Origin of the sequence: Micromonospora sp. NPDC048898, assembly GCF_043198035.1 — a bacterium.
In the GTDB taxonomy this organism is placed as follows: domain Bacteria; phylum Actinomycetota; class Actinomycetes; order Mycobacteriales; family Micromonosporaceae; genus Micromonospora.
This window is the reverse complement of sequence record NZ_JBICUF010000011.1, coordinates 198,306-222,853: the sequence shown is the minus strand read 5'-3', so window position 1 is coordinate 222,853 and position 24,548 is coordinate 198,306. Positions and strand designations below refer to the sequence as shown.

The 24,548-nt window shown below is 64.4% G+C and carries 12 protein-coding genes; 5 read left to right on the top strand and 7 right to left on the bottom strand.

Features of this window, described 5'->3' with window-relative positions:
* Positions 1–73: 73 nt before the first annotated feature.
* Complete coding sequence (locus ACGFIQ_RS25825) at positions 74–1,174, top strand: DNA cytosine methyltransferase (protein WP_393247754.1); 1,101 nt, start codon at positions 74–76, stop codon at positions 1,172–1,174.
* A 36-nt stretch (positions 1,175–1,210) separates the two neighbouring features.
* On the opposite strand, the gene ACGFIQ_RS25820 is transcribed toward ACGFIQ_RS25825, so the two are convergent.
* The 4 genes from ACGFIQ_RS25820 to ACGFIQ_RS25805 form a co-directional block, all read right to left on the bottom strand.
* Positions 1,211–2,533 carry a restriction endonuclease gene (locus ACGFIQ_RS25820; protein ID WP_393247753.1) on the bottom strand — a complete coding sequence of 441 codons (1,323 nt, stop codon included), beginning with the start codon at positions 2,531–2,533 and terminating at the stop codon, positions 1,211–1,213.
* A 276-nt stretch (positions 2,534–2,809) separates the two neighbouring features.
* Positions 2,810–3,829 (bottom strand): tyrosine-type recombinase/integrase, encoded by a 1,020-nt coding sequence (locus ACGFIQ_RS25815; RefSeq protein ID WP_393247751.1) that lies wholly within the window; start codon positions 3,827–3,829, stop codon positions 2,810–2,812.
* Positions 3,822–4,307, bottom strand: a complete 486-nt coding sequence (locus ACGFIQ_RS25810; RefSeq protein ID WP_393247749.1) for a hypothetical protein — start codon at positions 4,305–4,307, stop codon at positions 3,822–3,824. Before ACGFIQ_RS25810 ends, ACGFIQ_RS25815 begins: the two co-directional genes overlap by 8 nt.
* Positions 4,308–5,126: 819 nt before the next feature.
* Positions 5,127–8,297, bottom strand: a complete 3,171-nt coding sequence (locus ACGFIQ_RS25805; RefSeq protein WP_393247747.1) for an ATP-binding protein — start codon at positions 8,295–8,297, stop codon at positions 5,127–5,129.
* Positions 8,298–9,424: 1,127 nt separating this feature from the next.
* On the opposite strand from ACGFIQ_RS25805, the gene ACGFIQ_RS25800 reads away from it, so the two are divergent.
* From ACGFIQ_RS25800 to ACGFIQ_RS25790, 3 genes are all read left to right on the top strand, one after another.
* A complete protein-coding gene (locus ACGFIQ_RS25800; protein WP_393247745.1) occupies positions 9,425–9,985 on the top strand; it encodes a restriction endonuclease in 561 nt (186 codons plus the stop codon).
* A gap of 95 nt (positions 9,986–10,080) precedes the next feature.
* Complete coding sequence (locus ACGFIQ_RS25795) at positions 10,081–13,173, top strand: DEAD/DEAH box helicase (RefSeq protein WP_393247743.1); 3,093 nt, start codon at positions 10,081–10,083, stop codon at positions 13,171–13,173.
* A 164-nt stretch (positions 13,174–13,337) separates the two neighbouring features.
* Complete coding sequence (locus ACGFIQ_RS25790) at positions 13,338–14,720, top strand: restriction endonuclease (protein WP_393247803.1); 1,383 nt, start codon at positions 13,338–13,340, stop codon at positions 14,718–14,720.
* 122 nt (positions 14,721–14,842) lie between these two features.
* On the opposite strand, the gene ACGFIQ_RS25785 is transcribed toward ACGFIQ_RS25790, so the two are convergent.
* From ACGFIQ_RS25785 to ACGFIQ_RS25775, 3 genes are all read right to left on the bottom strand, one after another.
* Positions 14,843–16,126, bottom strand: a complete 1,284-nt coding sequence (locus tag ACGFIQ_RS25785; RefSeq protein ID WP_393247741.1) for a DUF6602 domain-containing protein — start codon at positions 16,124–16,126, stop codon at positions 14,843–14,845.
* An 860-nt stretch (positions 16,127–16,986) separates the two neighbouring features.
* The gene (locus ACGFIQ_RS25780; RefSeq protein ID WP_393247739.1) at positions 16,987–17,805 is read right to left on the bottom strand and encodes a hypothetical protein; all 819 of its coding nucleotides are present in this window, start codon (positions 17,803–17,805) and stop codon (positions 16,987–16,989) included.
* A 9-nt stretch (positions 17,806–17,814) separates the two neighbouring features.
* Positions 17,815–22,236 (bottom strand): AAA domain-containing protein, encoded by a 4,422-nt coding sequence (locus ACGFIQ_RS25775; RefSeq protein WP_393247737.1) that lies wholly within the window; start codon positions 22,234–22,236, stop codon positions 17,815–17,817.
* Positions 22,237–23,019: 783 nt separating this feature from the next.
* Between ACGFIQ_RS25775 and ACGFIQ_RS25770 the strand changes: the two genes are divergently transcribed.
* Positions 23,020–24,525, top strand: coding sequence for a HEPN domain-containing protein (locus ACGFIQ_RS25770; protein WP_393247735.1), 1,506 nt, complete (start codon positions 23,020–23,022; stop codon positions 24,523–24,525).
* The last annotated feature ends 23 nt before the right edge of the window (positions 24,526–24,548 follow it).

Genomic DNA, 24,548 nt, shown 5'->3' with positions numbered 1-24,548 from the left:
CTACGATGCGACGGAACCCACGTCGTCCGACCGTCGGACACCGACGATGCGGTTGATCCACTAGAGTCCGGGCATGGCCGTACGCCCTGTGACCATCTCCGCCGTGGATCTCTTCTGCGGTGTCGGGGGGCTGTCCTACGGGCTGCAGGAAGCAGGCATACACCTGGCTGCGGGCGTCGACCTCGACCGCAGTTGTGACTACCCGTACCGCGCCAACGTCCGGGCACCGTTCCTGAAGCGCGACGTCTGCGACCTCGGTGTCGAGGAGCTGGCCGGTTTGTGGCCAGCTGGAGCAGTGCGCGTCCTCGCGGGCTGCGCGCCGTGCCAGCCGTTCTCGTCGTACCGCCGCGGTGTCGACACCTCTCGGGAGGCCCAGTGGCCCCTGCTCGACGAGGTGAGCCGACTGGTCGAGGGCACCTTGCCGGAGATCGTGACGATGGAGAACGTACCGAGGATCGGCAGCACCCCGATCTTCGCGAAGTTCGTTGCCCGTCTGCGAGAGCTCGGCTACCAGGTGGACTACGAATCCTGCTACTGCCCGGCGTACGACGTGCCGCAACACCGCCGACGAATGGTCCTCGTCGCTTCACTCCTGGGTGACATCACCGTCCCCAAGGGATCGATCTCGCCCGCCAACTACGCGACGGTACGACAGGCAATCGGTGGCCTGGACCCGGTGGGCAGCGGGGAGACCCATCCGGGTGACCGACTCCACAAGAGTCGGAGCCTGGACAAGATCAACCTCGAACGCATCAAGCAGTCGACGCCTGGCGGGACCTGGGAGGACTGGCCTGAGGAACTGAGGTCCCCCTGCCACCGCAAGGCTTCCGGCACCACCTTCCGCAACGTCTACGCCCGTATGGCCTGGGACGAGCCGTCACCGACGATCACCACACTGGCCTATAGCTACGGCGCTGGCCGGTTCGGGCATCCCGAGCAGGACAGGGCCATGAGCCTTCGAGAGGCCGCGATCCTGCAGAGCTTCCCTCCGGACTACGAGTTCGTGGAGCCGGAGGCTCCGGTGCAGTTTGCGCCACTTGGCCGGCTCATCGGCAACGCGGTACCACCTCGGCTGGCTGCGGCGGTGGGAAGCGCAATCGTCGAGCACGTCAAGGGAGTAAGAGGCGCTGTGCGGAAGACCCGGCGGGAGAAGTTCATTCCTGCGGCACGTTGAGCTGCGTTCCACTCCGCATTCATGGCATTGACGTGGTCATCCGCACAGGATCTCCTCCGGTCGGCGGTGGGTCACCGCCGACTCGTACTCGCCCACGATCGAGCGAAGTAGCGCATCGACGTCTCCCCCGTGGTCAGCCGCAGCCATCCGGACGACCTGCTCCACGAGCACCCGGCCATTGACCAACACGAGCGGATACTGGTCGTCGATGATCTCGACCTGCGCTTGTCGCGAGAAGACGCCCGTCGTGACGAAGGCGCCGATCCAACCTCGACGGAGACGGGCCACCACGCGGGCCACCTGGTCCGGGCCGACCGAGGACCTCGGCGCGACGCACTTCGCCTGGCCGAGCACGACCAGGGGCGTGTTGCTCGTCGGCGAGCCGACGTCGAGCCGCCCTACGAAGTCCACGCCGCCGTCCCCTCCGGCTCGCGTCAGCCAGCCATCACGGTAGACAGCACCCGAGCCACCAAGGATCTGAGCTGCTATCCGAGAGGCAAGCATCTCGAAGGCATGTTTGCGGGCGTCGAAGAAGCGGTACAGCTGTTGGAGGAGGCGCTCCTCGACGGATCCGGCGATCGGGAGCTGCTCCTCCGTCGTCTTGACGCGCGACGAGATCACCCTTCGGCGTACCCGCGGGATCGCGGCTCGTCCCTGCGCCACCCAGCGCTTCCATGACTCGGGGGCGTAGCGGGCTGTCTGCGTCACGGTCAGGTCTGCATCGCGTCGATCGTCGATCCATCTCATGTCGAGCGTGTCGCCAGCCACGGCAAGGTCCAATACCGCCAGGTCCAAGACCAGGTTGGGGAAGCTACGGCCGGTGGTTGGATCGCGCTGCACGACGTGTTCCAGCCGTTCGATGACGGCGACGCCGCAGAACTCGACGTGACCCTTCACGATGCGACGACCGCCGTCGTTCACCGTGATCGAACGAAACACCAGCAATGGAGGCGCAAGGGCTCGCTCCCGCTCAATCGTCCCCGCATGCAGACTCCACGCCTCCAAGAGGGCGCGGTTGCCCGAAGTCGCACCAGGCAACCCGACCGTCGAGGACTTGTGATCCCCGTAGTACCGGATGTGCCCGTGGTCGAGGTCGAACTCGTCGTGCCAAGGATTCGACGTGTGTCCGGCCTTCCACGGGCTGGACCTGATCGCGATCAGAGGGCGGCGAGGGCCGTCCGGGCCCAAGACCGAAGCCGTCGGGTTGATGCCTCGCTCCAGCATCAGCCTTGGAGCTTCCCGATCAGGTGGGGACGTCAGGTAGTGATAGTTGGGATATCCATCAAGGACGACCTCGATCGGGCTGGCACCTCGCGCATATCGCATGATGTCGTAGATGCCAGCCGGACGTGGATTCACCGGGTGCATTATGCCCAACAGCGTCCAGGCGCGGTAGGCGCCCGGCGCGCCCGTAACCGGTGCCTCGACAACCAAGTTTGGCGCCAAGCCTGGACATGACGGCCGGTAGTTCGCCCACGTCCAGCCCTGCCGGTGACGCGCGTCTTGAGAGAGGAAGGTCGGTGGAGACCCCTCCGCCCCTCGATTAGTTGGATCGAGACGTTGAAGGGATGCAACTCAACGAGTCGTTTGCTCGCAACGATCTGTATCGACGGTCATGGGAAGGACAGCTGCGTCCTACGCGGAGGCGTCGTTAGGGCGAGCGAGCGGATGTGGTTGCCCGGTCATGGCGGAAAGCGCAGTGGCGACGGCGTTCAGGTCGGCCTTGATGTAGGTAGTGGTGGCCGCACCGGTGCTGTCGGTATGTCCGGCATACGCGCGAGCCACCCCGTAGCCGAAATGGCGTTCCACCCAGGTGAGGGTCGTGTGGCGTAGCCAGTGGGTCGAGATGCCCTGGGCGGCGACCCAGGGCAGCCGTTCTCCAATGCGCTTCCATAGGTGATCATAGCGACGGCTGGTGATTGCACCACCGTGGCGGAAACGCAGCAGGGCGTCAGTGGGTAGGACTGCGCCGCGGTGTCGCGCGTGATCGTAGAGGCTCGCTGCCAAATCCAGCGTAATGGGCTGCCACCGCAGGGTTCCGCCTTTCTCGGTGAGCCGGACAAGTCCATGATCTCGGTCGAGATCCATGAGGCGCAGAGCGAGCGCACCTCCACGCCGGCAGGCAGTTTCCGTGTGCAGTCGGAGCAGGATGGCGTCCAGGGCAACGTCGTTACCAGTGCTACGAGCTACCTGATTGATCTCTTCCAGCTCCTCTGGGGTCAATGCGCGTCGGGTACTGGGCAGCCGACGCGGTTTGCTCACCCGGTGGGCCGGACTGTCGGACGCATCCATCAAACCATCGGCGACTGCCCGGTTGTAGATGGCCCGGACGGCGGCAATGACGTGCTCCCCGGCGTGCCGGCCGCCGCGACCGTTACGCCGTGGCAAAGCAACCGCGGCGGCCTGACGCTGCAGCGCCTCGACGTCCGTAGCAACTATGCTGTCCAGCCGACGGTCCCCCCACTGCGCTGCGATCCGGGCCCAGTAGCTGCCGTAGGTGCGGCTGGCACCCGGACCCGCCGCTGCCGCGACGCGAGGCAGGTATTCGGCGATGGTCGGCACTTGTGGCCGCTGGGCGTCCCGGAGATCGTCAACGCTCACGCCAAGCTCGGCCAACAATCTCTGTGCGTCCGCGATGCGTCGAGCGTCACTCATGGTCGTCGCCTGCGAGGCGGGAATGGTGCTCGGTCAACAGCCGCACCAATGTATCAACCGGATGGACCACTAGGACCTGCTGAGACGGTGAAGCAGCTAGCAACACCGGCACGCCGGTCAGCAACCCACACATCTGCCGGACCGCAGCCGGCAGGCACAGCCCGCCCCGATCGCGTACGACATGCCGACCGGTGGACGCCGAAGCGGCCACCAATACTCCCGCCACAACGCCGATATCGACCCTGCTACCGGGCTGCCAACTCAAGACTTCGAGGAGCTCACGGGCCGATAGCCGCCCCGACCTATCCAGACGGGCCATCCGCACCACGAGAGCACCCACGTCGGGATCGGCTGGCAGGATCAGCCGCGGCAACACCGGCAACGGCGCCGGACCCCGGACGGGCCGCGTGATCTTGGGCGGAACCAGGGCCCCGATGACCTGCTCACCATCGGCCAGCCGCAGACGATTCGAACTCATGCCGCAATCGTCGGGGGCGACCCCTCCAGCGAACTTGACTTCGCTGGAAGAACCTGCGCGACCACCCGTCTAGAGATACTGTGACGGGTCACGCAATGCGTGAAGCTCCACTAAAACTGGTGTCCGAGGGGGGATGAACTCTTGTACGTATCATCTGTGCTCCATCACGGGTGCACATGCTTATAGATTACGGCACGGTCAGGTTTGACTCAACCTCGCACGCCCATTACCGTACGTGCGCATGAATCACATTTAGGACGCGTACGGGTTCCTGCAGGCGGATACACCAGAGCGGCAAACAGGGCTTCGACGTGCAGGCCGCTGCACCTCACCTCGACGAAGTCATGGGCTTCATCCCATCAAGGCTGCCAACAGCCCGCGAGCTTCGCAACATCAAGCAGCGGACAGCAAATGGTCAGGCACTGGACGAGTGGCGAGGCGATCTGTAGCACTCCTGGTCCGGATGGCTACTTCGGCTCAAGCGAATGCGCAACGCGACCACCCACGGGGGTCCGTTCACCGAGGACGCTGTAGTTCTGACCCACCCCTTCAGCCAGCAATTTTCTGTGTGCGCGCTCGGCATGTGCCTGGATGGTTTCCTCGAGGGCGACAATCAAACAGACCCACGATGAAACCCAAAAGCGCTGGGCTCAGTGGCGTCTACAGCTACGATCGCAACATCGGTCAATGACATCTTTGACACTTGATCCCACCCACAGATCGTTAATACTCGCGCCTACATCCGGAGGCTGGTGAACAACCCGGACCACCGCACGCGCGGCGGCGGCGCGGCCTGCAGGCCAAGACAGTGAATTGCAGTTAAGCCCCGCGAAGATCGGTCAGAATCTGTTCTGCTTCTTCGAGGTGGAAGGTCGCTCCCAGGTCCTTGAACACCGTGATGGCGCAGTCGGCTTGTTCGCGGCGTTCGGTCATGGTGAACTCGGTTGTTCCGGCGACCCACAGTCTTACAGTGCATGCCCGCCAGTACATTCCAGCTTCAGTGAACATTTTGATGGCTAGGTTGAGATGGTCGCGAGCGGAGGCTATGTCATTTTGGACGACAGCAAGTTCGCCTAGCCGCTCGTGAGCGCCGGCCTCCTCAGCGTGATCACCGATTAATCGCGCGATCGCAAGGGCTTGTGTGGCATATAGCCTCGCCTGCTGATGCGCTCCGACCCGACCAACGATGGCGGCACCGACAAGAGCCATTGACATGCCGCGCAGATCACCGCGCCGAGCACAGCCTTCCAGATCGGCCAAGTGACATCGGACCGCCCGCGCGATCTGGCCGCTGCGAGCGTACGAGAGTCCGAGGTCGTGTAGCGAACTACTCTGTCGTACCGGGTCACCGAGCTCATAAGCGATGTCGAATGCAGCAGTGTGGGCCTCAACAGCCTCGTCGAAGCGCTCTAGGCGCTCCAATGCTCCTCCAAGACTGTTCAGGGTCCATGCCTGCTGCCAACGATCGCCGACTCGCTCGTGATAGGTCAGGTCCCTGCGATACAGATCCACGGCCACCTCAAACCGTCCACAGTCGCGGTGCACGGAGGCCATGTTGTGCTCGCACCGCGCCTGCGCGCCTTGGTCGCCGGTCTTAACGTAAAGGTCATACGCCCGTTGATAACAGTTAAGGGCCTCGTCCGACCGGAAAGCCTCGCGCAGTCCGTTGCCACAAGCGTTCAATGCGGACGCCATGATTGTTTGATCAACGGTGTCATTGAGTAGACCGAGTAGCCTTTCGGCGGTGGCCGCCGCCGTGGTCGGCTGATGCAGACGCACCTGGGCAGTGACGAGGGCCGTTAACGCTGCAATGCTCAGAGTCTTGTCGTGCTGATCTGGGCCTTCCTTGTCAAAGGCGAGCGCCAGGTTAGCAGCCCTCTTCACAATGGGTAGCCATCCTCGCCAGAGGTCACGTGTGTCCACGTATCGCTCTAACGCCATAAGGCAAAGCACCATATCGGGGATGGCGCGGTGCTCGGCAAGTAGATCGACAACTGCTCTGACAAGGCTCCATTCTGTGTCAAGCCACCGAATGGGCCGCGTTCCTTTGAAGACTTGCTGCTCGTGTGTCGTCAGGTGGTGGTGTTGCTCCGGGTCTAACGCCATTGCGACACGGCGCGCGAAAGCTATCGTGTTGTTGATCAACCGCCATTCGGCATCGGTGCGTCCATGCTCATCTTCTTCGGTCAGCAATCGTTCGGCAGCATAGACCCGGATGAGGTCATGGAAGCGGTAGCGGCCCTCGTGTTCGGAGCGTTCGAGAAGGTTCGCCGTCGCGAGTTCCTTGAGGTGCCGTACGGCCGTTCGGTCGTCGCAGCCGGCCGCGTCGGCTGCCGCCACATGCTCGAACGACGGTGCTGGCACAACAGACAGTCGCCGGAAGGTCCGGCGGGTCGCCTCGGGTAGGCGCATGTAGGACAAGTGAAAGGCGGCGCGGATGCCTTCCTCCCCGATGGTCAGTGCGTCCAGGCGTTCACGTCGGTCGGACAGTTCCCGCTCCAGATGGGTGGGCGACCAGCTGCCAGCCCCCGCCAACATGGTGCCGGCAATGTGCAGGGCAAGCGGTAGATGCCCGCACAGCGCGGCAATGCGCGGTAGTGCCGGTTCGCCCGGTGATGCTCGTCGTCCGGCGCGGGCAACCAGCAGGTCAACGGACTCGTCGGGACCCAACACCTCGAGCGTGACCAGCAGTGACGTGGTGATTGCGACTTCGGCACTTCGGCTGGTGACGATGGTCATAGATGGCCCGCCACCGGGAAGCAAGTCACGGACTTGGTTGGCATCTGCGGCGTTGTCCAGCACTACGACGCTTCGGCGATGGGCAAGGATCGACCTGTACAGTGCGGCGCGCTGATCCACGGAATCCGGGATGATCGTATCGGTCACGCCGAGCGACCGCAGAAAACCTCGAAGGACTTCGGCCGGATCCGCCGGTGTCGGGCTGACACCGCGCAGGTCAACGTAGAGCTGGATCTGGCCCAATGTCGTCGCGACGCGATGAGCGAACTCGACGGCCAATGCCGTCTTCCCGACGCCGGGCTTGCCCACGATCGCCGTCACCTGGGCGACCGATGAGTTCTCGGCGGGAACCGCACTCTCCAGGTTTACCAACTCGGCGGCTCGACCACTGAAATGACGTGGCCGCGCCGGGAGCTGCCGGACTGCCGGCACGTCGTGCAGCACGCCGCTCTCTGACAGCAACGCTTCTGCCACAACGACGCCATAACGATGGTGCAGTTCCCGCCGGAGCATATCCCTGTCGATCGACCCAGCACGCGGTCCCCACTCCTGGGCAGCCGTCCGCAGGTATGACAGCAAAGCCGATGCGGCCTGACCGCTACTGCGGCTGATCTCGTCGAGCAAGTCCAGCGTTCGGCGGGTGTCCGCCCCGTCGCTACCCAGGTCCACCTGCCACACAAACAGGTTTACCAGAAGGCGATGTGCACCCGTTTCCGCGTCGAGGCTGGGCGCGGCAACGCGGCCGACAGCACCTACGATGCGACTCCACCGCGTGCGGAGCTTCGCCGAGACGATGCCCTTCTGAAGCAGTGCCCGCATGCCCGGTAGATCGTCCGCGTGCGCCTGCGCCAGTTGGCACAGCTTCGCCAACTCATCTAAGGCGTTCGTTGGTCTTGCTATCAATCCGACTTTTATCATTCCGATGGCAAACGCCGACGCCTGCTCGTCGAGCGAAATTAACGCGGCTTCAACAAAGCTGATGAATTCCTTGTCCGCCGGGACCGGATTGATTCTGCTTTTCACCTGGAACTCGATCCTGGGCGCGTCCTGGCCCCGCCCACCGAAAACCACTATGTCGTCCAGCGGGTGCCCGGTGGCACGTTGCTGAAGAGCCACCCTCACGATCGGCAGGTGCATTCCCGGGGCATGGGCACCTCGTAGCAGCATCCCCAACAGCACTGCTGCGACGTCGTACTCGAAGATCGTCCCGCCGCCACCCGATGCATACGGCGATCCGGCCTGTGCACTCATCCCGCTCCCACTCAGGCTCACCCAGCGACTATCGAGGACCCGAATCGCGTGCGCGTCCTGCGACGGATCCTAGGTGTGGGCTACGACAGTCTGCGATACCCGCACCACAGAAAGGGCAGCCGCCGAACGATGACAGGACCGAGAAGAGCGGACTCGGCCTGGATCAGCACCAGCACCAGCACCGCCCCGCTGGACGTCCTAGCACGGCTGGACCACCCTCGCTAACCTCGCCCACGCCTTCCTGGCTGCGGCCACCGAAGGCCACGGCCACCGCTACAACCCCGCCGAGCTGATCCCGCTGACCGTCAACGAGCTACGCCCCCTGTTCAACGTCCTGATCATCGAACCTGCCCGCCACCGATCCGACCCGCTGCTCTGGTCCATCCGTCGACGCCGCCACCAAGCCCGAGCCATGAAGCCACTACGCCCGCCAAGCCTCATACAGCCGTGATCACGATCTCCGGCTGGAGTACTAGCATCATGCCCGCAAGAGCAGTCGACCTCTGATGCTTGTGGGCAGCAGCACCTTAAGACTTCACCGGGCCTCAGGGATCGGCTTGACGCGATCTTCGGGTTGAGGTTGACGAGCGGAGTCAGAGGTCCACGACATCTTCGGTGCCTGGCACGCCGGGAGTCGACCGGTGCCGCCCGCGGGGACCTGCGTCCTGCATGACAACACAGAGGGCGAGCCGGTCTGCCTGCCCGGCATCAGCGGTGCCCTCCGAGCCGCGGGGGCAGGTGTAACGGGGCTACCAATGGGGCTCTGTTCGTGAGAAAAGATCTCGAGCCTAACCGCACAGCAGCAGCCGGTGTTGAGCGTTCCGTTTCCGCGAGGAGCTGAACCACCACCAGCCACAAGCCGCAGCGCGCGCAGCCCTAGGAGACGTCTGCTCGCGACCGAAGCAGAAGCCGAACGCCTACGCCACCAAGTCGCCCACCTGACGTCCACCGGCGAGGACAACCATGGAAGACCCTTAGACGAGCAGCACACTGCCTCAGTCGGCCGTACGTGACGGAGGCAAATGCTTCTCCGGCATCCGTCGCTGAGCGTGTTGCCGTGACTGTCGGGTCAGGTGGCGGCATGCTGATCTCTCGCACATCAGTTCGATCATGAGGAGCGGATGCCCGTGACGCTGAAGGACGGCATCGACCGTTGGCCGACGTTCGAGCTCACCCCGACCGAGTTCGAGCGTACGGTTGCCGACCTAGTGGAGGCGGCCGGCCACGAGGTGACCGACTGGCAGGTTCAGCACCTCGACCCGGTGGAGGGGGTTGACGGGACGTTCATCATTGACGTGACCGTCCGGTTCCGGTTCCTGGGCGCAGACTTCGTCGTGCTGTTCGAGTGCAAGCGTCACGCTTCGCCGGTCAAGCGCGAGCACGTTCAAGTTCTCAACGACAAACTTCGCTCAACCGGGGCTCACAAGGGCGTCATGGTCGCCGCGAGCGGGTTCCAGAGTGGCGCGCTGGAGTACGCGACGATCAACAAGATCGCCTGTGTGCGCCTTGTCGACGGTGCCTGGACGTACGAGATCCGCGACCTCACACCCACGACTCCACGGCCGACTGGACACTATGTCCCCTACGCGAGGCAACCGACGAGACGCGGCGAGTACAGCGACATGCTGCTCAGCCAACAGGGTGACTACCAAAAGCTATTGTTCGATGGCCACAAAGGCGCAGGCTAAGGATAAATTGCGCGACAAATCGGGCCTATCAGTCGAATAGCGAAATCGGTATTCGCATCGCTGGCTTGGTGTGATGAGGAGCAACGAGATCACTCATGAAGTTCCACGGCACGTTCATCGGAGTTGACAGATATAAGGCTCCCGACATTGGGTTTCTTTCTTCAGCGGTCCGTGACGCTAAGGCGTTGCACGCCCTCTTCGCTGACGGTTTCGAGGGCGAGCCAGCGCTCCTGACCGACGCCGAGGCCACCAGGGACAACGTCGTCGCTGAACTGAAACGCTTGGCGGCGGTCAGCAGCGACCAGGATCTCGTCGTCGTCAGCTTTTCGGGTCATGGCAGCTCGACGCACGAGTTAGTGCCCTACGATGCTGACCGCTCCCGGCTTACGGAGACGGGACTGCCGCTGGAAGAACTGGCCAAACTCTTGAACCAGATCCCTGCGGCGACCCTGGTCTGCATTCTTGACTGCTGCTTCTCTGGCGGTTACGGAGCGAAGGTGCTGGTCTCCCCTCTGCAAGCGCGTGGCCTAGGCTCCGAAGTCGACCTGTTGGAGCAGATCTCCGGCATGGGCCGCATCGTGCTCACCGCTTCGGCCGCGAACGAGCCCGCCTACGAAGACACCGCGCTGCGTCATGGGCTGTTGACCTATCACCTGCTCACCGCCCTGCAGGGCGTGCCCGAGGTCGTCAGCGCCGGCAAGATCGATGTCTTCAAACTCCTCGACCACGTGACCCGCCGCGTGGTCGATGCCTCGGCTGCCCTGCGGAGGGAGCAGCACCCCGCCTTTCGCGGCAGTGTCGATGGCATTGCGTCCTGGCCGATCCTCACCCCAGGCGCCCGGTATGCCGCCGCGTTCCCCGACCGGGTACGGGAGCCGGCCATGGCCGACCTGCACAGCCTGGAGGCGTTCGGGCTGCCACCGGTCCTGCTCGACACCTGGGCGCAGGCCATCCCGGGCCTGAACGACCTCCAACTCGCGGCGATCAACGACTACGGTGTGCTCGACGGCGCGAACCTGCTGGTGACCGCCCCGACATCGTCGGGCAAGACCATGGTCGGCGAGCTTGCCGCGCTGCAGCGGGTGAGCGACCACCGGCGGGCACTGTTCTTGCTCCCGATGCGCGCCCTGGTCAACGACAAGTACATCGAGTTCACGCTCAAGTACGACGACCTAGGCGTTGTGACCATCCGCGCGACCGGCGAGATCAGTGACGACAATGCCGAACTCATGAACGGTCGCTACGACATCTGTCTGATGACATACGAAAAGTTCGGCGCGATGGTGCTCGCCAACCCGCACCTGCTACGGCAGATCGGCACCATCGTCGTCGACGAGGTACAGATGATGGTCGACCCCAGCCGCGGGGCGAACCTCGAATTCGTCCTGACCCTGCTCAAGAGCCGACGTGCCGAGGGCATCGCGCCGCAGATCATCTGCCTTTCGGCCGTGATCGGCGATACTAGCGGACTGGAGCGTTGGCTCGACGGCCGGCACCTACGGCACGAAGCCCGGCCCGTGCCGCTGATCGAGGGCGTACTCAACTCCGCCGGTCAGTACCGCTTCATCGACGAGTACGGCGCGGTGAAGGCGGAGGGCATCATTACGCCAGAGTGGAGCGGCAGGAACAGCAGCCAAGATCTTTTGATTCCCCTGGTGGCCAAGCTCGCCCGTGAGGACAAACAGGTCATCGTCTTCCGCGAGACCAAAGGCGAAACCGTCGGCTGCGCCCAATATCTGGCGGCCCGCCTCGGCCTGGCCGCTGCGCGGGACGCATTGGAGGCCCTCCCGTCTGGTGACCTGTCCACGTCGTCGGAACGCCTGCGCAGTGCACTCGCCGGCGGTGTCGGCTTCCACAACGCCGACCTCACCCGCGAGGAACGGCAGGTTCTGGAAGAGGAATTCCGGCGCAAGGACGCCACGCTGCGGGTTCTCGTCGCCACGACCACGCTCGCCATGGGTGTGAACACACCGGCGTCTGCCGTGGTGATCGTGGGGCTCACGCACCCCGGCAGCACGCCGTACACCGTGGCCGAGTACAAGAACATGGTGGGACGTGCTGGCCGGCTCGGCTACGCCGAACGCGGCGAGTCCTACGTCATCAGCTCGCGCGGGCTGGCTGACCACCGGGTGTGGTCGAGCTACGTGCTCGGCAAGCCGGAGGACGTCAAGTCGGTCTTTCTGAGCCAGACCACAGACCGGCGTAGCCAGCTACTCCGCACGTTGGCGGCGCTCACGCCCGACGCAGCAGGCAGCGTTGAGGCGCAGCTGGTGGTCTCCTTCCTGGAGAGCAGCTTCGGGGCCTTCCAGCAGCGACAGATCAATCCCAGCTGGAGCTGGGGGCATGACAGCGTCCTGGCGATGCTGCAAGAGCTGGTCCGCCACCAGCTCGTCGAGATCGTCGACGGCGACAGGTACCGCCTGACCGACCTCGGACGGTTCGCCGGGGAGAGCGGCGTATTCGTCGACTCGATCATCCGGCTGGTTGAGGTACTACGTCCGCTCGCCACCGCACCCAACTCCACCACGTGGATCGCCGCAGCCCAGGTCACGCGCGAACTGGACGACGTGTACATCCCCTTCGCCAAGAAGGCGCGGAACACCGAGCACCAACGATGGCCGAGGGAGTTGGCGCACCAGCAAGTTGCGCCGCACGTGCAAAACGGGATCGGCATTGGCGGAAAAGATCACCTGACGGGGCTTGTCCGTGCGAAAAGGGCGATGGCGTGCCTGCTGTACGCCAGCGACACACCGCTCTCGACACTCGAACGGCACCTCACGCAGCATCAACTCGGCGACGGTGTCGCGGGAGCCGTCCGCTCGACCGTCGACCGAACCCGCGACTTGATACCGGCCGTCGTCCGCGTCTTCACGTTCCTGCATCCAGACATCGCGGTCGGTGACGTCGCCGAGCGGACGGTGGTCCGGCTTGAGCTGGGGCTTCCGGCATCCCTGGCCGACCTAGGATTGGCACTCGGCGCCTCGTTGACCCGTGCCCGATATCTGTCGTTAGCCGGTCGAGGGCTTACTACGCCCGAACAGTTCGCGGCTGCCGATCCAGCCATGCTGGCCGACGGCTTGGGTCTCACGAAGCGAAGGGTCATCGAGCTGCAGGACCTGCTGCAACAACACCTGAGACGGCAGCAGGAGAACGTACTCGCTCCGTTGCTCCCAGCACCGACGGAGTGACATGATGGTTAATCAAGGAGTCGTATCGATGCAACTGCAACTCCAGCAGGTGTGGACCCTGGGCGAGCGGATCGGCGCGCCGACGCAGCCCATGGACAGCTCAGCCATCTCAGCTCGATGGCGGAACGTTCGTCTGAAGGCAGCTGTCGGCGCAGTTGACTGACGTGGCTGCCGGCCCCGACTTGGTTAATCGATACGCTAACCTGCGCGCGCTGGCCGGCGGTATCACGGAATCCAAGCGGGGCATGCTGTTCAATCAGCTTCTCGCCGACGCTCTACAGCGTGACGGCATCGACGCGGAATGCGACGCCCGCGGCCCACGAGGAGAAGTCGATGTCGCCTTTGCATACGACGGCACCTGGTATCTACTGGAGGTGAAGTGGGAAGTCGAACCCATCAACGCTGATCCGGTCCGCAAGCTCCACGACGTCCTCGACGAGCGGCGCCCCGGCAGCATGGGCATCCTCGCGTCCCGATCCGGGTTTAACGACAGCGCCCTACGCCGCGCCGTCGGCGTCAGGAACATCATCCTGTTCGACCGCTCCCACATCGAGGCGCTCCTGACCGGCGTGGCCACCGCCCACGAGATCATCATGGCGGCGAACCGGTCGATCTCCGTCTTTGGCCACGAACACGCCACGCTGGCGGCGCTCCTACGTCCGCGGCGTCCGATCGAGACACCCGTCGCCCTCGGAGTACCGGAAGGGTTCACCCCAGCTTCGGTCGCGGCACCGAACGCCTTGGACGCCGATGTGCTGGCGTATGGCGACGGGATCAAGGGTCTAGCGTCGCACGAGGCCCGACTACTGATCGCCGTCGAGGACGGGGTAGTCGAACTCGACCTCCGCCGTTCCCGGGCACGGCGCCGGCTGGAATTGACCAACTGCGAAGGCAACGCGTTCGTCGAGAACGACGGATCAGTGCTCGTGGCGCGCCGCGGCGGTATCGCCCGGCATCGCCCGGACGCGGTGGAGGCAGCGGCCGGGGGCTTCACCCGGACGCCGATGATTGTGCCCGGCATCGACGGAGCCCCGTGGTTCTTGGACCGCAGCACCACCGGCTGGCCCGGCAGCCAACCCGGGCACTTGGTGGCACCACGCGCGCACCTGGGCGACGACCAGCGATACTCGTGTGAGTTTCCCGCCGCAAGCTGCGCGAACGTATGCTGGATGCGCGAGCACACCTTCCTCGTGCTCGGTGACGGCCACAGCTGCATCGTGGACCTCCGTACTAGAGCGTCCACCCGGCTCGTCACGCCCGTCGGTCGACCCCACGGACTCATCCGCCTAAACGACACTTGGGCGCTGGTAACCGGCTCAAATCGCCACCTCCAAACGGCGTTAATCAACACCGAATCCGGCTTGACCTCTGAACCCATCGCGGTCAACCTCGCCGGGCATGTTGGCGACGCGGTCATGATCGACCGGTTCGTCTTTGTCGTGGCAGGCGCGCCCGTCAGTTCTTCCATCGTGGTCCCGGTCGTAGCTCGCTTGCCAATTGACGATCTGACCGTGGGCCGTCGTGAGGCGTTGCCGAACCGGCGGTAGCTGCCCAGACCACCCCACGTGCGCTTCCACTCCGTCCTCGCCTATTCATCCCCACGGCAAGCCAAGCGGCCGAGATCTCGAAGGGTGGGCGGACATCGGCCGCCCTTCCGTCGAGTTGGTCGTCATAGCGTGATTGTTGTGATCGGATTTTGCCGAATTGGCACGTCGCGGGCAACCAGTTCCCCGGCCAGGGTCGGGTCCTTGACGATCCGGCCCTGGAACCCCCACCGGCCCCAGAAAGGTCCGATCGGCCGGTCGATTCGTAGGACGGCTCGTGTCTTGCCGCGGTGCGCGACAACGGCGTATTCGATTCCGTCCCAGGTCCCAGAGTGGGGACTCCACCTCCAGAAGAGCCGCGCCGCATCGAGGAGTTCAGCGTCGCTCATGTTCGAGCGGTAGCCGTACCCGGCCCGGGTGGCTTGTGCGTCGCCACCCCAGGCCGACTCATCCCAAGTGTCTTGGTCGTCCACCCACGCGCCCAAGGTGATCAGCATGACGCGTCGTCCGCCGGGTGCGGGCGCGACGGGCTGGTCGTCGACCATCGCACTGTCAGGAGCATCGGCCCGCAACCTTGTGGTCGTAAGCGCGCGAGACCCGGGGGGATCCGCAGGCAGCACGAGGCGTACGCCCGTCAGGGATTCGTCCACATCAGCCGGTTGACGCCGAAAGCGCACGGTCAGACCTGATCCCTGGCCGGACAGTTCCCAAACGGCGTCGCGCATGTAACGGAAGTCCATACCGTGGGCGGGGTCGTCGGCGTAGATGGTCGCCCAGAGCCAGAGATAGAGCGCGGCGGACGGAGATAAATCGGATTGATCGATGGTGACCAGTCCGTCGAGGACTTCCCCCTCGCCGGTTTCGGCACGCATTGGGGCTTCGGCAGAGCTGTGCAAGACAGAGACGGCATTGTCACGATCGAAGCTGAACGCGGCCGGCCACACCGCCGCAGGCTCGGACCTGCGCATCGAGGCCACCAGCCCGACCAGCCAGTTCGGGCGATGTGTGAGCTTGCCTGCCAGCACGAAGAACGGCACAGGCCGAACGAGGCCGCGTGCGTGCGCGGCCTCCGCGAGCTTTCCTGCGGTCTCGCTGATGCTCTCCTTCTCGCTCAGCGTGGTCTTGACCTCGCCGACCGCGGTCAGCAATCCGACATTGAGCTGGCCGACCAGCGGCGGTACTGCGCCGGGGAACACTCCGATGTCGAGCTGCTTCTGAACCTCCCTAGGGCCGTCCAGCAGTAATCCGCGAGCGGTGTACGCGCTCGGAAGCATCTCGCGAATGATTTTCAAGACGTGGTCCTCGAACAGGGAACCCGCTTCGCCGGCGTGATAGAGCGAACTGGCTTCGGCCAGCGCCGCCGCGAACCGAAGATCTCTGCTCGCCAGAGCACGCTCAAGATGGGCCATCACCCTCGCCGCCGTTCACCGAGACCACGTTGGGTTCTCGGACTAATAGAAAAGTGCCGTCGCGGGCGGCTGGTGCAGCCCTGTTCGTAGAACGGCTCGGTGTTGGTCAACGCCCAGCGAACGATGGGATCGGTGGCGCCGCTGAGGGACACAGTCCCCACTCAGTAGGCAGTGGCTCCGGGCGGAGATCCAACCCGCGGCGGCCAAGCTGCGCTGTCGCCATCCGTCGGTCGCAGCGTCGGCTCGGATGCCGACCAACAAGACCGCTGCCTCGTCGCCCGCTGCGCGCGAGGGCCAACGCTGAGCAGCGCCGACATCGTGCATCCGATTTTGTCCTTCTTCTTCATCCAACTTCCGCACCGTATGCCGTACCCACAACTCACCTCAACCGCGATCAATCCGACACTCATGCTAGCCGTGTCGAAGCAGTTCCCGGCGCGTCGAGCTGCTTGGATGGGTGGCTGCCTTGAAGCAGTCAGGCGCTCCTCGTCAAGAGATCCGTGGTTACCTGTTCTGGGACACGGAACCCAATCGGACGTCCTCGGAGCCATCGACTTGGCGTACCGCGACGTTCATGGTTGGCTGGCCCACCACGTGTTCGGAACGAGCTGGGAGCCCGACATCTTCTTCCTTGGACTCCCACTGGGTCCACGGCCGACCAGGCTACCGCTGCCGCCACGGACACACGAGCACCCGCACCAGGACCTCCCCCAACCGAATCCTCTACATCGGGAAGATCACCTGCTGGACCGCATCCGGCACGATCGCGGGCAGCACCGTCACCGTCCCACACTGCGCAGCCCCGACCCGATTGCTTTAGCCATACCGAGTACGTCGAGCGGCCAGCCTCCGCCTCGGTGTCAGTTTGCGGTGGCCGCCAAGTCGTTTAGGGCTGCGTTGATCACGGGCCAACACATACTGACGGTATCGCGGTCTGGAGCATGGCCGATCTTCACCTGGGCGTTGGGATGCACGAGGTTGCGGTATTCGCGGAGTTTTCCAGCGAAACCGCGGACGTCGGCTTGTATCCACTTTTCATGGTGGGCGGTCTCAATCAGCTCGTGCAGGGTCCACTTGTCGAGAGGCTTTTGTGCGTTGGGCGTGCGGGCCTTGACGGCGTCGAGGAGAACGCCTTCCAGAAGGCTGCCGAGCATGATGATCGCGCTGGCGTAGGCACCGTTGCGGTCGCAGATACGTGCCTCGTTGAGCCGACTTTCAAGGACGATCGCGAGGTCGGCGTCGCGGACGATGTCTGCCATGGCCACGTGGAGCATGACGTCTGGTGACTGTTGCTCTTGGTCCTCTGGCTGCTTGTAGGGCCGGATGACGGGTCGCCCCTGGCTGTGTGCGATCTCGAAGCCTTCGATGGCGAGGATGCTGTTGAGTAGCTCGGTGACCTCGGCGGCGGCCAAGGGCTCGTTGCGATGAACGTACTCACGTCGGTCAGCAAGGCGGCAGACGAGCGCGTCGATGGCCCCGGGTGTGTCTCGACGTTGACGGAGCTGGTTGGTGAGCCAGCTTCGGCGCTGTTCGCCGTTGTAGGGCGCGACGTTCTCCCAGCCGGCTTGTTGGAGAAGCTTGGGCAGCTCGGCCCCACGTCGATACACGGGGTAGTCGTCGCCGCCACAAGCGATTCGGGCGATCTCATCGAGGGTGTTGTCGTCGATACTCTCAAGCACGCGGGTCTCCTAGAGGTCGTCTTCGTCATCGGACAGCGTTGTGGGTCTCCAACGTGGCTGCTGGCGTGGTGCTGCGGGCAGTGAACGGGGTTCGATGCCTCGTTGCTGTAGTTGCTGCCAGAGTGGTTCGAGGGCGGCAGCGGGGTCGTGCAGGTATTCGCTGTCTCGGATGCGAATGAACTGCCAGCCGGCTCGGCGTAGTTCTCGCTCGCGGTGTAGTTCCTGCTGGACCTGCTCGGGTTGTCGGTACCGCGACGGTGTGTCGCACTCGACGGCCAGCCGGCCGTTGTCGCCGACGACGACAAGATCGATGGCTCGGTGGTCGACGGGGTAGTGCGGGACTACGGCGTAGCCGCGGCGCCGCAGCTCCAGGAAGACGCGTTGCTGCAGCAGGCAGGCGAAGGGTTCGGTGCGGGTGTCGGGGGTGACGTCATCGAGCTCGGGATCGACCGTGAAGGTCGCCGGAGGGTGGAGCATGTAGGTCAGCAGGGAGTGGCGAAGGTCGGTGGGATTCAGGCTGTTAGGGGGCACCGAGGTGAACAGCCAGAGTTGGTCACGGGCGCGACTGGCGGCGACGTTGTACCGACGCTGCTCGGTGCGGCCGGTGAGAGCCGTTCTGGCCTTCGTCACGACCATGGACAGCAGGACGATGTCGCGTTCGTCGCCTTGGAAGTCGGGTGGTTGGCCAACTCGAATTCGTCGGTGGCGTATGTCGGCCGGGTCGATGCGCTCGTAGAGCAGCTTCTCAAGGATCTGAGTCTGCTTGCCGCTCTGCAGCGCGATGATACCGATGGTCTTGTTGCGGCACATCGGGTCGTCGATGATCTTTTGAACGTTATCGATGATGGCGCTGGCTTCGACCTGGTTGCGCAGGGTTGCCCGTTGTCCCTCTTCCATGGCGTCGTTGACCTGCACGACTCTGAGGGGGTCGAGGCGGTCGGCCCCGAACTGACGGAGTGGGATAAGTCTGCCGTCGTAGAACTGCGCAGAGGACCATCCGATGATTTCGGGCATGCATCGGAAGTGTTCGGAGAGTCGAACGACATCGGAGAAGCGGGTGGCTAGGAGTTCGTAGAGATTCGAGGTGGGGAGGAAACCGTTGCGCAGGTTCAAGGCCATGTCGGCTAGGTGCCGGTCTAGGCTCTCTTGCACGGCCTCGGAGTCGTTGTTTCGGTAGTTGGCACCGGGTGCGCACTGTTTCTCGTCGCCGACGACGATGACTCGTGGTGCCAGCCACAGAAGGAAGAGGTTGTCGACGCTGGCTTGGCTGGCTTCATCGACGATGACGACGTCAAAGGCGTTGGGTCGTGGCGTGATGGTGTCGATCACGGCTGATAGGGGCATGACCCAGGCGGGGACGGCCTGCTGGGCGTTCTTCATCGCCTCGAACGCTGCGGTGAGGTACCGGTCCTTGTTCTTGCCCTGCCCTCGGCCGTAGGCGCCCATGTTGGTCTTGTAGGACTGGAGAGCTTGACGCTGTTCTTCCGTTAGATGTTCCAGGCAGTGTTGCAGAGCCTGTTTGCCAGCTAGCTCTGCGGTCACGCGGTTGAGTTCTAGCTCAACATCGCCGATGCGCTGCTCGTGGATCTGCTCGGTATCTGTTGGCCGGATCATCTGGTGGTAGGCCGCTGCTGCGCTCCAGGCCCACGACGCTTCGAGGTCGTTGAGGCGGTGTCCCCAGGTTGGATCGTCGAGGTTCTCGCTGATCTGGGTGGCGAGTGCCGGGTGGGCGGCGGAGAGTCTCTGGAGCAGCTGTTCGCAGCCCTGTTGTGAGTCCTTGTCGCTCCTGGCCAGATCAAGCTGTCGGCGGGCTGCCGCGTAACGGTCGATGTCGCTGCTTCCAAGAGCAACGCTGAGCTCGGCGGCTTCGGGGGCGACGTCTGGGTTCCGGCGCCATGTCTGCATTCTGTTGGTGAGCTCAGTGATGGCTTCGGACGCCTGCCGTGCCCCGGTGATAGTCGTTCGGTTGCGGCCAATGCGGACGAGGAGGTCCCAATCTTGCGGGCTGCGGACTGCGAAGCGGATTCCGTGGCTGCGTAGAAGACGCTCCACTGTGTCCCGCGCTGCGGCGAGCGTGCGCAAGGCCGAGGCGTTGTGTGAGATGTCGTGGAGATGTGCGACTCGACGGCGTAGCGGCCCGTGGAACGTCGGAACGCCGACCTGTGCCCATGCTTCCAGAGCCGTGGTGACGGCTGTTTCGGCCTGAAGGAAGGTGGACAGTGCGGTCAGTTCTGAGGTGGTGGCGGGCGGGGCGCCGTCAACCGTGCAGCTTTGCAGCAGGTCGGTGGCGTCGAGCTGGGCGCGTGGGGGCAGGTAGCGGCGTAGGCGTCGGCCATTGGCCAGGTGCCTACGCAGACGCTTGGCCTGGCCCGAGAGGCGGCTGAGGTGGGCTGCGGTGAGGGGTGTGGTGCCCAGGTCGATGTCACAGTCGTTGAGCGCCGTGAGGGCACGTACGTGGGGCTCCACCTCTCGCAGTTCAGCGAATAGGGCCTCCCAGTAGGCCGGGCTTTGCCGGGTTAGGAGCGCTTCGGCGGCTCTGCGTCGCCAGTCTGCGGGGTCCCAGTCAGTGATCGCGTCGGGTAGGCCGCAGGATGCCAGGGCATCGGTGGCAACCGCGACGTGGCGCTGAATTTCAGCAAGGGTGGCGTCATCGAGGGTGGTGAGTGACCAGGCGGTGGCGGTGTGGTCGGCGCCGAGGATCCGCTCAGCGTGAGCGATGGTGGCGATCGTGGCGGCGACGTCCGCGGCGTGTGGAACCTGATCGGGGTCGGGAATGAACTGCTGGGCTCGTGCGGCGCGTTCTGGTGTGGCGGAGGTGAGAAGCTGCCACAACTGTTGGGCCTGGTCGTTCGACAGGGGCGCATCCCCGCAGGCGCCGGTAGGTAGGGGTTCGATCCAGCCGTGCTGATCGCGGCCGGCGTTGACTTGTTCGACGATTTGCGCGAGCGTGCCGCCGTAGCCAGCGGCGATCGGCGGGTGAATCGTGTACTCCTGCTCGCGGATCACGCCCAAACCCCGGATCGTCTGCTTGAGCTGAGCGCTCAGGCTGGCGCGCTGTTGCCGAAGTTGGGTGATGTCGCTACGTAGCTCGTCGACGGTGATCGTGGAGGACAGCTCCGACAGCGCGGTGATGCTGCGGTCGAGTTCGTCTGTTCCTGTCCGTTGCATGCCCGTCATGAGTACACACAGTTGCCGCACCGACTCGGGTAACTTCTCTCGGAGCACGCGCAGCGCTTGGTCCTTCTGGCTCGTGATGAGCAGCCTCTGGCCGTCGGCGAGCAGCGCACAGATGAGGTTGGCGATCGTGTGCGTCTTGCCCGTGCCTGGTGGGCCCTGCACGACGACGGTCGTGTCGTCGCTGAGCTTGGCCAGCACCCTGCGCTGCTCTCGGTTACTGGCGAGAGGAAACAGCGGGTCGTCGCTGTTGACCGGGCGATCCCGTCCCGCGCCCTTGAGCCAATTGCAGCGTTCCGTTGCCTCGATCGGGGTCACGAGTTGCGCCAGCCCGAGGGGGGTAGGAGATTCCGCGTCCTCAAGGCTGTCAGCGATGGTGCGGTAGACCCGCTCCAGTCCCTTGCGGTCACGGCGGCGGAGGAACAGGGCTGGGGCGAGGGTCAGCCGTGTCGTGTCGGCCTCGTCGAGGAGCGGAGGTTCCCACCGGTTGTCAGCAAGGTGGAGAGCACGGTCCCAGCAACGGCGCCGCCAGAGTTGCAGTAGGCGCACCACCTCCGGCGAAAAGGGGTGCAGCTGCGCTCCCGTATCGAACCAAGGAGATTCGAAGGGTTTGGCGCGGTATCCGTCTTGAGACGTGAGAAAGTCTTGGTCCTCGATCTTCATCCGCTGGTCGAGGGACAAGGCGACCTGCAGGCTGTCGGTCGCTGGGTCCTCAACGATGGCGGCGTTCCAGACCAGCAGGTGCCGCCGAACAGCCCAGCGGCCAGCGGCGCTGGAGGTAAGGAGACCGACACCGAGCACAAGCTCCTCGGCATCGCCGCGTTGCTGTGCCAGGCGCTGAAGTCGCTCCAGGTAGGTGTAGGTGGCGCGCTGCTCCCCCACGCGGCGCTCCCGCTCGGCCCACTTTGTCCACACGGCGAGCCAGTCCTCGTACTCCCGCCGAAGGGAATCGGAGATTGCCGGACCTGTCGCTGCGCGCCCACTGTCGTTCGTCACGAGCTGGAGTGGCGGGCCTTCGGCATTGCCGTACTCCGTACCGTCCAGCAGGTCACGAAGCGCTGTTGGGGGTACAGGTGGTTCCGGTGGCGGAGGGTAGGCGACCTGCATGATGACCGGTCCGCGGGAACGCGCGTTGTCTTGGGGCAGCCTACGAAACCAGTAGGTGTTGGCCTCGTCGATCGCGTCGCGATTCGGCCGCTCGCTGCTCTTGACCTGCGCGAGCAGGTGCGCTACGAGGCCTTGAGTCAGACGTCTCACGGTAGGGCTCGTTGGGGACACGGGGTCCGGCACTATGCCTCCTCGGGGCTCGCCCAGCCCAACAGGATGCACGCAGCCAACTACCGAAGGCAACCATCTGCCGGAAGTGAGACATCTAGCGCCTCGACACAGTGCACAGGGTGCAAGTCGACGTCGGCTGTGCCCGCACTTTGACGCGACAGGCCGGCCGGGACCCGACGGGTAAGCTGCCCCTCATGTCGGGCCTCGATGTTGCGGCCACCTACGACCTGCCACAGCATGGCGAGTCGGCACCGTTGGCGGAACAGGGCGCCGTAAGTCAACCCCAGGCAGCTGCCGTCGTCGACAACCAAACGGCTGCCCTAAGCCCGTCAAGAATGCGGGCGCTGGTAACGAGGTCAGACTGCCGGACTGCCACCGTGGGGCTCCGTCACGGTCCATTCCAAGACAGCGCAAGTAGAGCAGATTCGACGATGTGTTTGGCATCCAGCGATAGCCACCGGGGATCGAAAGCGCGTGACCCGGACAGAAGATTGAGGAGTTGGTTACGGCCCTGCTGCTACATACGCACCAGCACGGCAACCACGTCACCCCCCCTCGGGCAGCGATCCGTAAGGCCGGCGTAGCGACGATGCGCACCGACGTCGCGATTACCCTGGCTAAGCCGCCGGCAAGATGGTGTGCCACTGCGCGCCGCTGCGAGGGACAGAAGTTCAAGATGGTTACCCTGCTGGACTCCGACCCGCCCGGCGAGCAGGCCGCGACGCAGGACGTCCGACGTCCTACTCAGCGAAAGCGAACTTCATGGCCAATGATCCTCTGAACCTCGACGAGTCCGCCGAGTGGGCAGGTCTCTGGTGGCTCCCCGCCGACCCCGACGAGCGAATCCCCGGCGTGCTGCGTTACGAGCCGGAGGACGGCATAGTGCTCTCGTTGATCGGCGCGTTCGAAGACCGCATCGTGTCGAACCCCTCTCCTGGCGTCGCTCTGGTTCACGAAGGGCACCAGACGTGGGACGTCATCCACGGTGCGGCCGAGCAGCGCGAGATAAGCCTTCTCGTTTGCGTCCCGAAGAGCAGCAAGCGGACCTTCGGTGCGCGAGTACGGAGCCCAGACAAGCAGACGGTGTTGGTGACGACGGCGCTCATCGGGGCGCACGTCAGCGGGGAGGACGACGCAGCGTTCGCCGCGGCCGAGGTGTCTGTCGAGGACCTCGGGCTGTGGGCAGCTTCGTCGGCGTTCGAGGGCTTCGTGGGAGTTGCCGACGGCACTCCAGACGGAAGCGGAAGCATCTCCGTGAAGACGCCGGAATCCCAGTCGATCACGGTCGATGGAACTGAGTTCAGCCTCTCGCACCGGCACACGCTGCCGTTCTTCGATCAGCGGAGGGGCGGAACCGTCGGCCGCATGCGCGACAGTGCGTTTTTGCGGATCGTTCCTACGGACCCGTTCTCCTTGAGCGGCGCACTGGGCGCGGCCAGCCTGGTTCAAGATCTGATCGCGCTCGCGACACACCGTGCCGCCGGCGTGATCTGGTTGCGACTGCAGCTGGCAAACGCGGACTCTGTAGCGCGTGATGACCGGCCGTCGCTGCGCCGAAGTGCTGATGTGCTCTACTCGCCCTCCGTGCTTGGTAAGCACGATGCCAAGGCTGTCGACCACCACCTCGTGTTCTTTACGTGCGCATCGTTCCCGTTCGAGGAGGTCGTTCCCCGCTGGTGCGAGGCACACGGGCGGTTACAGCTGGCGATCAACATGATCCTGGGACTTCGCTACGCACCGCCGCGCTATGTAGAGAGCAATCTGTTGACAGCGGTCGGCGCAGCTGAGGTGCTGCATCGGTGTCTCGGCGTCGATGAACGTCCGATGCCCGCCGATGAGTTCAAGCCAATGCGCGAAGCGATGCTGACGCACGCGCCCGAGGACCACCGAGAGAGATTCAAAGGAGTTATCCGCAACGACCCGACCCTGCGGGACCGGCTATACGCACTCGCTGCGCGTCCTGACGCTGCAGCGGTCGGGCTGCTCATGCCAGACGTAGACCAATGGGCGAAGAGGACCACTCGGGCTCGGAACGACCTGGCGCACAAGGGCGGAACTCCGAAGCACTCAACCAATGAGCTGATCGCTATTGTGGAGGTGACCACAGCAGTCGTGATCCTCAACGTGCTGCACGAGCTCGGATTGCCCGCCGAGCGGCAGCGCGAGATCATGCAGGAGCATCCACAGCTGCGTGCCACGGCCAGGAGCGCCCGCGAATGGCTGGTCGCCCCGGGACCAACTCCTGAGCCTCGTCTTCCGCAGCGATGACAGTGCTGCATGGGAGGGTACCG

Bases quoted from the DNA above. Each gene is read 5' to 3' on its own strand.
- ACGFIQ_RS25825 (WP_393247754.1), top strand. From the start codon at position 74: ATGGCCGTACGCCCTGTGACCATCTCCGCCGTGGATCTCTTCTGCGGT.
- ACGFIQ_RS25815 (WP_393247751.1), bottom strand. From the start codon at position 3,829: ATGAGTGACGCTCGACGCATCGCGGACGCACAGAGATTGTTGGCCGAG.
- ACGFIQ_RS25810 (WP_393247749.1), bottom strand. From the start codon at position 4,307: ATGAGTTCGAATCGTCTGCGGCTGGCCGATGGTGAGCAGGTCATCGGG.
- ACGFIQ_RS25805 (WP_393247747.1), bottom strand. From the start codon at position 8,297: ATGAGTGCACAGGCCGGATCGCCGTATGCATCGGGTGGCGGCGGGACG.
- ACGFIQ_RS25795 (WP_393247743.1), top strand. From the start codon at position 10,081: ATGAAGTTCCACGGCACGTTCATCGGAGTTGACAGATATAAGGCTCCC.
- ACGFIQ_RS25785 (WP_393247741.1), bottom strand. From the start codon at position 16,126: ATGGCCCATCTTGAGCGTGCTCTGGCGAGCAGAGATCTTCGGTTCGCG.
- ACGFIQ_RS25770 (WP_393247735.1), top strand. From the start codon at position 23,020: ATGGCCAATGATCCTCTGAACCTCGACGAGTCCGCCGAGTGGGCAGGT.